Source organism: Marinobacter flavimaris, from assembly GCF_045057155.1.
GTDB classification, from domain to species: domain Bacteria; phylum Pseudomonadota; class Gammaproteobacteria; order Pseudomonadales; family Oleiphilaceae; genus Marinobacter; species Marinobacter manganoxydans.
On the sequence record NZ_CP171359.1, the window covers coordinates 2,154,142 to 2,166,944 of the forward strand.

13 protein-coding genes are annotated in these 12,803 nt (G+C 58.7%); 11 read left to right on the forward strand and 2 right to left on the reverse strand.

The features are described 5' to 3' along the window. The first annotated feature begins 2 nt into the window (after positions 1-2). From ACGK9W_RS10080 to yjgA, 11 genes are all read left to right on the forward strand, one after another. On the forward strand, positions 3-551 hold the full coding sequence (locus ACGK9W_RS10080; protein WP_405420807.1) for a KdsC family phosphatase: 549 nt from the start codon (positions 3-5) through the stop codon (positions 549-551). Beyond that, positions 548-1,132: an LPS export ABC transporter periplasmic protein LptC gene (gene lptC / locus ACGK9W_RS10085; protein ID WP_014577737.1), complete on the forward strand. Its 585-nt coding sequence runs from the start codon at positions 548-550 to the stop codon at positions 1,130-1,132. Before ACGK9W_RS10080 ends, lptC begins: the two co-directional genes overlap by 4 nt. After that, positions 1,116-1,682 carry a lipopolysaccharide transport periplasmic protein LptA gene (gene lptA, locus ACGK9W_RS10090; RefSeq protein ID WP_405420809.1) on the forward strand — a complete coding sequence of 189 codons (567 nt, stop codon included), beginning with the start codon at positions 1,116-1,118 and terminating at the stop codon, positions 1,680-1,682. Before lptC ends, lptA begins: the two co-directional genes overlap by 17 nt. After that, positions 1,660-2,385: an LPS export ABC transporter ATP-binding protein gene (gene lptB, locus ACGK9W_RS10095; protein WP_405420812.1), complete on the forward strand. Its 726-nt coding sequence runs from the start codon at positions 1,660-1,662 to the stop codon at positions 2,383-2,385. Before lptA ends, lptB begins: the two co-directional genes overlap by 23 nt. Positions 2,386-2,536: 151 nt before the next feature. Further along, positions 2,537-4,063: an RNA polymerase factor sigma-54 gene (locus ACGK9W_RS10100; protein ID WP_273071640.1), complete on the forward strand. Its 1,527-nt coding sequence runs from the start codon at positions 2,537-2,539 to the stop codon at positions 4,061-4,063. A 101-nt stretch (positions 4,064-4,164) separates the two neighbouring features. Further along, the gene (gene hpf / locus ACGK9W_RS10105) at positions 4,165-4,473 is read left to right on the forward strand and encodes a ribosome hibernation promoting factor (protein WP_092030976.1); all 309 of its coding nucleotides are present in this window, start codon (positions 4,165-4,167) and stop codon (positions 4,471-4,473) included. Between the two features lie 87 nt (positions 4,474-4,560). Continuing rightward, on the forward strand, positions 4,561-5,031 hold the full coding sequence (ptsN, locus tag ACGK9W_RS10110) for a PTS IIA-like nitrogen regulatory protein PtsN (protein WP_008170153.1): 471 nt from the start codon (positions 4,561-4,563) through the stop codon (positions 5,029-5,031). 28 nt (positions 5,032-5,059) lie between these two features. Continuing rightward, on the forward strand, positions 5,060-5,944 hold the full coding sequence (gene rapZ, locus ACGK9W_RS10115; RefSeq protein WP_008170152.1) for an RNase adapter RapZ: 885 nt from the start codon (positions 5,060-5,062) through the stop codon (positions 5,942-5,944). Positions 5,945-5,951: 7 nt separating this feature from the next. After that, positions 5,952-6,221 (forward strand): HPr family phosphocarrier protein, encoded by a 270-nt coding sequence (locus ACGK9W_RS10120; RefSeq protein WP_008170151.1) that lies wholly within the window; start codon positions 5,952-5,954, stop codon positions 6,219-6,221. A 9-nt stretch (positions 6,222-6,230) separates the two neighbouring features. After that, on the forward strand, positions 6,231-7,592 hold the full coding sequence (mgtE, locus tag ACGK9W_RS10125) for a magnesium transporter (RefSeq protein WP_008170150.1): 1,362 nt from the start codon (positions 6,231-6,233) through the stop codon (positions 7,590-7,592). Between the two features lie 15 nt (positions 7,593-7,607). Beyond that, on the forward strand, positions 7,608-8,135 hold the full coding sequence (yjgA, locus tag ACGK9W_RS10130) for a ribosome biogenesis factor YjgA (RefSeq protein WP_008170149.1): 528 nt from the start codon (positions 7,608-7,610) through the stop codon (positions 8,133-8,135). Between the two features lie 9 nt (positions 8,136-8,144). Here yjgA and ACGK9W_RS10135 read toward each other — a convergent pair whose 3' ends face one another. Then, positions 8,145-8,990 carry a carbon-nitrogen hydrolase family protein gene (locus tag ACGK9W_RS10135; protein WP_008170148.1) on the reverse strand — a complete coding sequence of 282 codons (846 nt, stop codon included), beginning with the start codon at positions 8,988-8,990 and terminating at the stop codon, positions 8,145-8,147. Between the two features lie 30 nt (positions 8,991-9,020). Next, positions 9,021-12,776: a YhdP family protein gene (locus ACGK9W_RS10140; RefSeq protein WP_405420819.1), complete on the reverse strand. Its 3,756-nt coding sequence runs from the start codon at positions 12,774-12,776 to the stop codon at positions 9,021-9,023. Between the last annotated feature and the right edge of the window lie 27 nt (positions 12,777-12,803).

Sequence of the window (12,803 nt, forward strand, 5' to 3'; positions counted from 1 at the left end):
ACATGAAGCATCAATGGCCTGAGCCACTGCTGGAAAAAGCCGCCAAAATTCGACTGATCGCACTGGATGTGGACGGCATCATGAGCGATGGCAAGCTTTACTTCAGCGCCAACGGTGATGAACTCAAGACGTTCAACATCCTGGACGGCCTGGGACTCAAACAACTCATGGCAGCCGGCATTACTGTCGCCGTTATTACCGGTCGGAAGTCACCCCTGACCGAAAAGCGCATGCGGGATCTGGGCATCCCCCATCTGATGCAGGGGCGTGAGGACAAGAAAGTGGCCCTGCAGGAACTGGTCAGCACCATGGATCTCAGCCCTGAGGCCATCGCCTACATGGGTGATGATCTGCCAGACCTGCCGGCGCTCCGGTTTGCCGGGCTGGGAATCACCGTACCCAATGGTTACTGGCTGGTGCAGCAACATGCCGATTACTGCACCCGAACCCGGGGTGGCGAGGGCGCGGTGCGAGAAGCCTGCGACCTGCTGCTGACTGCCCATGGCAAGCTGGATGCTGCGCTTGCACCCTACCTGGAGCTCAAGGCGTGAACTGGCTCCCGGACAGGCCCTGGCTGCGAACACTGGCGCTGGCTGGCACCGTGGTGGCCGCGGTCTTTTTGCTCTGGCAAAGCGATGAACCGCCGGTCATTGATGATGAGGCAGCCGCACTGCGGGGCGATGCCGAACCGGACGGCTTTGTGGTCAATGGCAATTACACGTCATTCGACGAATCGGGCAAGCTGAAAATCCGGTTCTCCAGCCCCCGCATTGAGCAGTTTGAAGAAGGTAACCTGGCCACCATGGAGTCTCCCCGTGCCGAACTGTATGGCGGCGACAATGTTCTGCCCTGGATTGTTGAAGCCGAGAATGGCAGCCTGCTGCAGAACCAGAACCTGGTCTATCTCACTGACAATGTCCGGATTCAGCGCAGTATTGGTGAACGGGACGCCACTCTGACAACATCAACACTGACGCTGGATAATGACCGGGGCATGGTATATACAGACGCACCCGTAGAAATACGCGACGTTACCGGCATAACCCGGGCCACGGGCATGAAAGCGTGGATTGACGAGCGGATTCTGGAACTGAACTCCCAGGTGGAAGGACGCTATGAAACCGGAAACTAACCGATACCGGAGCCTGCTGGCCGCCCTGCTGACAGTCGCAATGGCTGGCCCGGTGGCGGCTTTCGACCTTGATTCCGACATCCCCATCAAGGTTACCGCCGACAACGCCCGCCTGGACGATGGCCAGGGCATTGCCACTTACACCGGCGATGTGGAACTTGAACAAGGCAATACCCGCCTGAACGCGGAGCGTGTGGTCCTGTACCGTACAGAGAACGGCCTGAGCCGCATCGAGGCCTCCGGAACCCCCGCAAGATACAGGCAACCGGCGCGCGAAGGTGGAGGTGAAACCGACGCCCGCGCCCTGAATATTACCTGGTCCGCCACCGACAGCCAGCTGACCTTTGAACGGGAAGCGGTGATTGAGCAGAATGGCAACCTGTTCCGCGGCGACGTGATTCACTATGATACCGCTGGCCGCGTTGTAACCGCAGAAGGCGGCGCCGAGACCGGCGATGGCACTGGCCGGGTAGAAATGGTGATCCAGCCGCGAAGCGCCGACAGACGCACTGACAAACAGGAAACCGATGGCAGTTCTGAGAGCCAGTAACCTGGCAAAGAGTTACAAACAGAAAAAAGTGGTTATCGATGTGTCCCTGGAAATCCGAAGCGGGGAAATTGTTGGACTGCTAGGCCCCAACGGCGCCGGGAAAACCACCTGTTTCTACATGATCGTGGGGCTGGTACCTGCCGATCACGGGCGGATAACTATCGACAGCCGGGATATCACGCCGCTGCCGATGCACGGTCGGGCCCGCCAAGGCATCGGCTATCTGCCACAGGAAGCCTCGGTTTTCCGCAAACTGTCTGTGCGCGACAACATCATGGCGATCCTTGAGACGCGGCAGGGCCTGACCAAGGCAGACCGGCAGAAAAAGCTCGAGGAGCTGCTGGAGGAATTCCACATCACCCATATACGGGACAGCGTTGGTATGGCCCTGTCCGGTGGTGAGCGGCGACGGGTGGAAATTGCCCGGGCCCTGGCCATGGAGCCGGCTTTCATCCTGCTGGATGAGCCCTTCGCCGGTGTGGACCCCATATCCGTCAGTGACATCAAACACATCATCCGGCACCTTCGGGACAAAGGCATTGGCGTTTTGATCACCGACCACAACGTGCGTGAGACCCTGGACATCTGCGAGAATGCCTACATTGTTTCCGGCGGCCACATCATCGCCTCCGGCAATGCCGACGCCATCCTGGCCAACCAGCAGGTCAAGGAAGTCTATCTCGGCGACGAATTCAGACTCTGACACCCAATGGCTGATTGTTTTGATGATCTGTAGCAAGTAAACTCGGCAAAGAACTTGCTAGGGTAAATTAAAATCACGGCAAGTAACCGGCATATAAAGATTTTTTCACGACTTATGACACAACGCGCTGATGAGTGACGGATCCTGAACCATGGTTATGAAAGCCTCCTTACAGTTAAAGCTGGGTCAAAGCCTGACCATGACGCCCCAGCTGCAACAGGCGATCCGGCTTCTCCAGCTCTCCACTCTCGACCTCCAGCAGGAAATCCAGCAGGCACTGGAATCCAACCCCATGCTGGAGACCTCCGAGGACGATGACCAGACCGACGCAGCCAGCGAAAACGACGAGCGCGAGGCCAACGCCACCGAGTCCGCCGCTGAAGCTGCCCCGGAACCGGCCAGCGACTGGGATGAATCCGAGAACGGCCCGGACTGGTCCTCGGAGAACGAGATTCCTGACAACATTCCGGACGATCTGCCGGTTGATACCGCCTGGGACGACATCTACCAGTCCGCACCAGCGCCGGCAGCCCGCAACGACGACGAAAACGATCACGATTTCGAAACCCGTAATTCCCCGACCGAAACGCTTCAGGATCACCTGGAATGGCAGCTCAATCTGACGCACCTCAGTGAACGGGACCAGGCCATTGCCCATGCCCTGATGGATGCAGTGGACGAACGGGGCTATATCACCAGCCCGCTGGAGGAAATCCACGCCGGACTGCTGGATGAGAACGATGAAGACCCCCTTGAACTGGATGAAGTGGAAGCCGTGCTTCACCGCCTGCAACACTTTGATCCGCCCGGCGTGTTTGCCCGGGACCTACAGGAATGCCTGCTGATCCAGCTCAACCAGCTGCCGCCGGAAACACCCTGGCTGGCCCAGGCACGCCTTGTAATTACCCATTACATCAACCTGCTGGGCAACCGCGATTACGCCCAGTTGCTGCGCCGCAGCCGCCTGAAAGAAGACCAGTTGCGGGATGTCCTGGCGCTGATCACCGGCCTGAATCCGCGGCCGGGCGATGTCATTGACCGGGCCGAACCCGATTATGTGATTCCGGACGTGATCGTTCGCAAACACAATGGCCGCTGGCGTGTTGAGCTGAATCCTGAAATTGCACCGCGCATCCGGGTCAATGCCAGCTATGCTTCTCTTATAAGGCGTGCGGACAGCAGTGCCGACAACACCTACCTGCGGGATCAGTTGCAGGAGGCGAAATGGTTTATCAAGAGCCTGCAGAGCCGCAATGAAACCCTGCTGAAAGTGGCGACCCGTATTGTCGAGCACCAGCAAGGATTCCTGGATCAGGGTGAAGAAGCCATGAAACCGCTGATCCTCTCTGATATCGCCCAGGCGGTTGAGATGCATGAGTCCACGATTTCCCGGGTCACCACCCAGAAATACATGCACACCCCCCGGGGAATTTTCGAGCTGAAATATTTCTTCTCCAGCCATGTCAGCACTGACGAAGGCGGTGAATGTTCTTCCACGGCGATCCGCGCGATGATCAAAAAGCTGATTGCCGCGGAAACGCCCAAAAAGCCGTTGAGCGACAGTAAAATTGCAGCCATGCTAGGAGAACAGGGAATCAAGGTTGCGCGACGCACCGTTGCCAAGTACCGGGAGGCCATGCACATTCCGCCTTCGAACGAACGCAAGCGGCTGGTCTGAACACCCCGGGGTCCGGGCGCAACGTACTATTTGCCGGCGCACAATGCGCCAGCACCCAGACCGGCTCCCGGGAGCCGGAACGATGACAACAGGAGACGCCTATGCAACTCAATATTTCAGGCCATCACGTAGAACTTACTCCCGCACTGAAGGATTATGTTTCAGAGAAGTTCCAGAAGCTCGAGCGTCACTTTGACCACATCAGCAACTGCCAGGTAACCCTGGAAGTGGAGAAGGTGCGCCAGATTGCGGAAGCCACGCTGCACGTGGTTGGTGGTGAGATTCACGCAAAGGCAGAAAATGAGGATATGTACGCAGCCATCGATGCCCTGATCGACAAGCTTGACCGTCAGATCCTCAAGCACAAGGAAAAGAATGTAGACCGGATGCACGGAAACGGCTCTCGCTAACTGACTGTTTTCATGCAATTCATCTAATCGAGCTGCGACATGAGTAACGTGTCGCAGCCTTTTTTTTAACGGAAACGCAGTCGATCCATGAGCGACACATCCCTGACCATAGAGAACATTCTTGCTCCGGAGCTCACCCTCTGCAGGGTAGCTGCGTCCAGCAAGAAACGGGCCCTGGAGTTTATTGCCGAGCAGATAAACCATCAGGACAACACGCTCAGCGAGACCCAGCTCTTCAACAACCTGATTTCCCGCGAGCGCCTGGGCAGCACCGGCATTGGCCAGGGAATCGCCATTCCCCACTGCCGTCTGGAAGGACTTGATCACGTGGTGGGCGTGCTGATGACGCTGGAAGAAAGCGTCGAATTCGATGCTATCGACAATCAGCCGGTGGATCTGATTTTCGCCCTGATCGTCCCGAAGGAAGCAACGAGCGAACACCTGGAGCTGCTCAGCCAACTGGCTGAAAAGTTCAATGAGCGGTCGTTCTGTGATCGCCTCCGGCAATCCGAGGACGCCAGCACGCTGTACCAGCGCATGACCGCCTCAGGCGGCTGATATTCACTGCAGTGGAGGTAAGGTGGTCATGAAGCTGATTATCGTCAGTGGCAGGTCCGGTTCGGGCAAGAGTACCGCACTTCATGTGCTGGAGGACCTCGGGTTTTATTGCATCGACAATCTTCCTATTGGCCTGCTCTTCCCCCTCACACGGGAAGCCGCCAGCCAGACCAGGCCTGGTCGACTGGGCAAGATGGCCGTCAGTATCGATGCGCGGAACCTTTCCGGCGAGCTGGCCAATTTCGAGGAGATCTACCGGCGCCTCCAGGAAACCGGGGTTACCGTTGAAATCATCTTCCTGGACGCCGACGAGCAGTCGCTTCTGCAGCGTTTTCACGCCACCCGCAGAAAGCATCCGTTGAGTGACGACAGGACCTCTCTCCGGGAAGCCATTACCAGCGAGAAGAAACTGCTGGAGCCCCTCTCCAAGCTTTCCGATCTTTACGTAAATACCACCGGCATGTCCATGTACGAGCTGCGGGACATGGTCAAGCAGCGCGTGGTCGGTCGAAAAGATCAGGAACTGGCTCTCCTGTTTCAGTCATTCGGCTTCAAACACGGCGTGCCGCTGGATTCCGACTACGTTTTCGATGTCCGCTGCCTGCCCAACCCCTACTGGGATACCAGCCTCCGCAAGTATGTCGGGACGGATCAGCCGGTTATCGAGTTTCTGGAAAAAGAACCGGCAAGCCGGAAGATGATCGAGGACCTGAAATCATTTCTGGATACCTGGCTGCCCTCCTTTGCAGACAGTAACCGCAGCTATATGACCATTTCCATTGGCTGTACCGGCGGCCAGCACCGGTCGGTGTATGTGTGCGAGCAGTTGGGTGAGTACTTCCGGCAACGGTACAGCAATGTGCAAGTGCGGCACACCGAGCTGCCACACCTGCAGACCCGGGAAGAGATCTGATCAAGCCATGATTCGCCGCCCCATTACCATCATCAACAAACTGGGCCTGCATGCGCGCGCCACTGCGAAGCTGGTCAACACGGCATCGGAATACGACAGCAGCGTGCGTATCAGCGGCAAAGGCCGGGATGTGGACGCGAAGAACATCATGCAGGTGATGATGCTGGCCGCCAGCAAAGGAACCGATGTGGAGCTCATTGCCGACGGACCGGATGAGGAACAGGCCATCGAAGCATTGGTGGAACTGATTAACGACTATTTCGGTGAGGGTGAGTAAAATAAACACATGACCGATATTCTGGAAAAAAGCCAGGCCCGCCAGCGTCTTCGTTCCCTGAGCGAAGCGCTGGACAGTGGCGCACTGAAGCAGGTTGCCCGCATCCTGAACGGTGGCCTGAGCCCCAGTGATATTGCCCATTTGCTGGAGTCCTCACCGCCCCGGCAGCGGGCCCTGCTGTGGAACCTGGTGGACAAAGACCTCGAAGGCGAGGTTCTCCAGTATCTCAGTGATGATATCCGAGGCTACTTCCTGAGCCAGCTGAACGCTCAGGAACTGGCGGACATCATCGAGGATTTCGAGTCAGACGACCTGGCCGACCTGCTGCAGCAGCTGCCGGATACGGTCATCCAGGAAGTCCTGGAGACCATGGACGAGCAGGACCGGCAACGGGTGGAGGAAGTTCTCTCCTATCCGGAGGACACCGCCGGCGGTCTGATGAACACGGACACCATTACGGTGCGCCCGGACATCAGTATCGATGTTGTGCTCCGCTACCTTCGCAGGCACCGCACCCTGCCACCCATGACCGACAGCCTGATCGTGGTCAGCCGCCGGGACGATTTCATTGGCATGCTGCCCATCACGAAAATGCTGGTCTCCAACCCCGCCTCCACCGTGCGGGAAGTCATGGATACCGACATCGAGCCCATTCCCGTGAGCCTCTCCGACACCAAGGTAGCGACATTGTTTGAACGCTACGACCTGATCTCGGCGCCGGTGGTAAACGAGGAGGGCCGCCTGCTGGGTCGGATCACCATCGATGACGTGGTTGACGTTATCCGGGAGGATGCGGACCACTCACTGATGAGTATGGCGGGTCTGGACGAAGACGAGGACACCTTTGCGCCGGTGTGGAAAACCACCCGTCGCCGTGCCGTCTGGCTGGGCATCAACCTGATTACGGCACTGACCGCCTCCGCCGTCATCGGGCTATTTGAAGACACGATCGCCAAAGTGGTGGCGCTCGCAGTGCTGATGCCAATTGTTGCCAGTATGGGCGGCATTGCTGGTAGTCAGACGCTTACACTGGTGATTCGCGGTATGGCCGTGGGGCAGATCAGCGGCGCCAACGTAGGCTGGCTGCTGAACCGGGAATTTCTGTCAGGGATACTGAACGGCCTGCTCTGGGCCGCCGTGGTGGCGGGTGCAGCCATGCTCTGGTTCCAGGATGTGATGATCGGCGCGATCATTGCTGCCGCGCTGGTGATCAATCTTGTCGCCGCAGCGCTGGTTGGCACGGTTCTGCCACTGTTTCTCAAATCTCGCAATATTGATCCGGCCCTGGCAGGCAGCGTGATTCTCACGACTGTGACCGATGTAGTCGGGTTCATGGCCTTTCTTGGCCTCGCGACGATTTTCTACGCTTAAGCGGATCTCGGATTTATGAAAGACCATCAAGACAACGACGCGCCGGAATACGACGGCCCCAGCAAATCCCAGCTGAAACGGGAAATGCATGCCCTGCAGGATCTGGGCAAGCGGATGCTGGACCTGAGCAACGATCAGCTGGAAACCTTGCCAATCAGCGAGACCCTCCGCGCCGCGATCGAGGAATCCCGCCGTATCCGCCAGAACGAGGCCAAACGACGGCACCTGCAATACATCGGTAAGGTCATCCGACAGGAAGATGATCCTGAAGCCCTGGCGAAAGCCATCGACGCCTTCGATGCCGGTAGCGAAGAACACACCCGCAGACACCACCTGGCGGAACGCTGGCGGGACCGGATGATTGCCGAAGGCGATTCCGTTGTTGGCGAGTTCTTCAGCTACTGCCCCACTGCCGATATGCAGCACCTGCGAAACCTTGCTCGAAACGCCCGAAAAGACGTCGAAAAACAGAAGAACACCGGCCAGGCCCGGAAACTGTTCCGTTATCTCAGGGAGTGCATCGATGACGCCGAGGCCATGTGAGCCGTTGGTTCAACCTTTGAGCCGGCGGTGCTCCCACACCGGCATCCGGGCGCGCAGATTGGCTACCTGATCGGCGTCCAGTTCGGCGGTGACCAGGCCCGGGCCTTCCCCCATTTCCGTCACGATCCGCCCCCAGGGATCACAGATCAGGCTGTGGCCATAGGTGCGACGGCGCTCGCTGTTCTGGCCACCCTGGCCAGGTGCCACTAACCATACCTGGTTCTCGATCGCGCGGGCCCGGATCAGGGGGTACCAGTGGGCATCACCGGTCTGCCAGGTGAAAGCGCTCGGAAGGCAAATCCAGTCGACATCCTGCTCACGCAGCAGCCTGAACAGCTCCGGAAAGCGAAGATCGTAGCAGATCGCCAACCCCAGCTTGCCCGCGGGCGTATCCACGGTCACTATCTGTTCGCCGGGCTCGAAGGTGTCCGATTCACGGTATTGACCATGGGCGTCTTCCACCATGGCATCAAACAGGTGAATCTTGTCGTAACGGGCAACTTCCTCACCCTGGTCATCAAAGACAATGCAGGTTGCCCTGACCCGATCCTCCAGATCTGAGCCGTCCGGTCGTTTGGCCACGGGCATCGATCCGCCAACGATCCAGAGCCCCAGTTTCCGGGCCTGTTCGGCCAGGAAGGTTCTTATGACAGGCTCGGCCCCCGCCTCCTGGCGACCACGATCAATCATCTGACTGGTGGCCAGAACCGCAAAATTCTCAGGCAGTACGGCGACCGAGGCGCCCTGCTCGGCAGCCCGGGCCAGCAGCTGTTCCGCTTCGCGCAGATTGGCGTCAATGTCATGACCGCTGACCATCTGGATGGCTGCGACCCGGTTGGAAACACGCTTGTTCATGACTGCCTCCGATATTGCCAAACAGAAAAGTTATTCGCCGGTGTCAAAAACCCGTTGCAGATTCACTTCCGGCTCGTCCCATGAGCCGGTCACGCTGTAGGTTGCGCTTGTCAGCCTGCTCAAAGGATCGCCCAGAATCTTGTCCAGCACAAACAAGGCGCCGCCGATCGGCGCACCGGCACCCATGAGCAGCGCCGCCAATGGCAGATTCTGAGTCAGGGGCAACACAACCACAAGCCGCATATCCAGCTCCTCGCTGGCCATATTGGTCGTGCCACTGAGTTTGAAGGCGCCGGATGGGCCCACTATTTGCAGTTCGGGATCCATGGTCAGCAAGCCATTGATGATCTGCGCCTTGCCCGAGATCGCGTCGAATGCCACCCCACGCTCATACAGATCGGAAAAGTCGAGCTTCAACCGGCGCCATAGGGTGTCAGAGTTCAGCAGATTGAACACCCGGAACAGTTGCGCCGTGTTGTTTCGCTCCAGGATCACACCCTCATCCAGCCTTAGACTGACCGAGCCACTGAGCTCCGGTATGGAAAGCTCATCCGGACGGCCGGGCCAGTCCAGATCCAGCTCTATGTTGGTCCCCTCGTTAGTGACCGGCATTTCAGTGTCGAGGAGCTCGTTCAGATCCGCGAGCGCACCCCCGCTGATGGAACCTGTAAACCGGCTGGTTTCCCGGTCTCCGACGATGCTCCAGCTCATGTCGCCCAGCAGTGTCAGGGAATTCAGGCGCCCCTCGATGTCATTTACCTGCAACCGAAAAGGTTCGGGGCGGAGCCGGAAGGCCCACTGTCCCAACGATTCGTCGTTCAGTTGCAGTTCCGCAATCGAGACATCGATATCCGGCCAGTTTCCCATATCCAGCGCGCGGAACGCCTCAAGCTGCTCTTCGAGGGTGAGTAATTCCGGCGAATCCTCAGGGGGTGTTTCACTGCGCACGAGCCGTAACACCTGAAAATCGGCCTTCACCGTGTCGCCATTTTGCGGAATTGTCAGTCGGCCTTCGGCGCGTTGCGAGCTGGTGGTCACCACCCACCGGTCACCAAGATCGAGGGCATTGATATCAATATCGTTCAACACCTGCGGGCCAAGGTGCAGGCGGCCAAGACGCAAATCAAACCCGGTCTCTTTCCATAACAGATCGAACGTTGCGCGGTTTTCCCAGTCGCCCGTAATGCCAAGCCCGCCGGCGGCCGAGGGATTGATGGTTGCCCGCAGCGGTGCTGCCTCATCCGCCGTTTTTGACAGTGGCTCCGGCCAGTCAACCGCCAGCCCCTCAAGAGTGGACCGCACGCGGATGCCCGACGTTGAATCCGATCCCACGTCCAGGTCCGCGGTATAGGTAACATTGCCCTGCAAACCAAAACCCGAACTGGTCTCAAGTCCCGCCTGCTCAAACACCCCGGGCACCGGTAGCGTTCCCGACTGCCGGATGGTAAGGGCATTGCCCGCCCGGGACTTGCTGAAGGCAATGGTTACCGGTTCATCGAAAAATTCGGCAGTCAAAGGGCCACCGGAGAAGCCGTTTTCGCTGTGGTAGGTCAGTTCACCCTGAACCGACCGCCAGGCCAACCCTGCCGAGGGGTAGGAGACGGTGCCTTCCTGTGCGGCAATTTTTGCCTCAACCACGGTTGGCTGCTCCGTCCCCAATGGCAAGTCGACACCAAGGTCCAGCTGATACTCACCACCATATTCAAGCTTCTGGGCCTCTGTGCCTGCCATATCACCCAGGGGGCTATTTTCCATCCAGAACCCGACCGATTCGCCGGGCACCCGTGCCGAGGTATCCACCCTTATCCGTGTGCCTTGATCGGAGGGCTCCACGCGAACCGTCCCGGGATCGAGATCCAGGCCACCGGTCTGACCTGCTTCGAGTCGAACCAGCGTGTCGCCATTGTGAACCCTGACACTGCCCCGGGCACCTGTGACCTCCGGCCAGGCGTCATCGTAGCGGACAGATGCCTGATCGAATTCATAGATCATTGAGGTGACGAAGGAGCCCCGGGGTGCACCAAAACCTATCTGACCATGGCCGAAAAACGTCCCTGAGGTAATATCGGCCTCGAGAATGGCGGTCGTGAGCCAATCGTACAAACCGGGGTTTACCGCCTTAACCGGAACGAAATCTGCCAGCATGTCGGCGTTGCCGTTTTTCACCGACACTTTGAGCCCCAGATTGTCTTCACCCTCTCGATCCATCCTGAGGTCAAAAGCACCGTCCAGTTCGGTGGCCTCGCCGTAACGCATCCGTACGCCATCCGAAAACACACGGGTAATAGCGCCATCCAGCAGCCAGGCCACTTCGCCCTCAAGTACGGGGAATGACCAGGCGCCCCCGAAAAGCTGGGGAAAATCCAGAGAAACGGGCGACTCGCCGGCGGCAATCCGGACATAGCCTCTTTGCCGGTCCAGAGCGATGTCTCCGTTTACAGAGGTAACGCCGGGCGCGCCGCCGTGGGCCCGAACACTAACGTCACGCAACCGGCCGGAAAGCTGAAAGTCTTCCGGGGCGCCCTCGGGGAAGAAGATTCTCAACTGGTCCAGAAAGCCACCGGGCCGATAGTCCTGCAGGGCCCGGAGTGCACGCTCCGGCAATAACGGAAGCCGCGCAGCGAGGCGACGTGTGGGCGCAAGCGGAAGGGCGTCGGCAATGACGGACATGCCTCCCTCCGACGGCGCCAGCCTCAGACTGAAAGGTGAAACCACATCGCCGTCCCAGGTCCACTGGAGCTGCTTCAGATGCCACTCGCCAAGGGCGAAGGCCCCGGATTCGACCACTGTCTCATCGGTCATCACCGTATCGTGGCGACGCCAGCCAAATCTCGCGCGGATGTCTTCCAGTGGCGCCAGGGATTGAGAGCCTACACCCAACTGCAGATAGGGGGTCCGCACCGTACCGGTCACCTGTTGCAGCAAACCGTTGCGGAACGTAAGCCAGGCTTCACCACCAAGATCGAAGCCTTCCAGCCGGAGGGATCGCCACTGGTACTCGTCAACCAGCCCGTCGAACAGCCGGCCGGAATCGACGCCAAGGTACAACTGGCCGGTAAAGTCACCCCGGAAAAAATGCTGGCCCACGAGGGCAAAACTGGCCAGCTGCTGGGTAGTACCAGATTGCATGGCACGGCCGGATGCGTGGAACAATCCACGGCGGTAGTCGAGATCCAGCTGGGGAATATCCAGATGGCGCAGGTTGCCCTGGTTATCCCGGATACCAAGATTGACGCGGGTAATCTTGGCGTAAGGATCAGAGAGCCAGTCACCGGCAAGCTCCAGCCACTCCTGCAACTGATTGCTGACCGGTTCCGGTATTTCTGCGCCTCTCACCGCGACATCACCGCCGCGCTCCTGATTCACGGTCAGTTCCAGACCGTCTGCCTGGAAGTCCTCAAAGACAATCCTCAGACGCATCAACGAGGCCAGTGCAGCAAAGCGGATATTCAGATGCTGAAGGTTGGCAACGACAATTCCGGTGTCAGGGTGAGTGACCTGAATGTCGCTGGCCGTAAAGGCGGGGTCGAGCCAGTACCACTGGGATGAAAGGCCACCGATGCTGACATCATGGCCCAGTCGGTCTGACAGCTCACGAGCCAGATCATCGCGAAAGCTGTCCACATTCTGGGTCAGTTGGCGGCCAAGACCGGCGTATAAGGCCAGCAGCACCAGAAGTGTCAGCAGCATCCACCAGATCAGGCTGGCGAGCCGCGCCAAAAGCCGAACCGGAGGGCTCTCGGGCAGGTTCTCCGGAAGCGGCGGTTCGTGGTCAGCGGAGGACATTCAGACCCCTTAACCCGGTAACCGGCG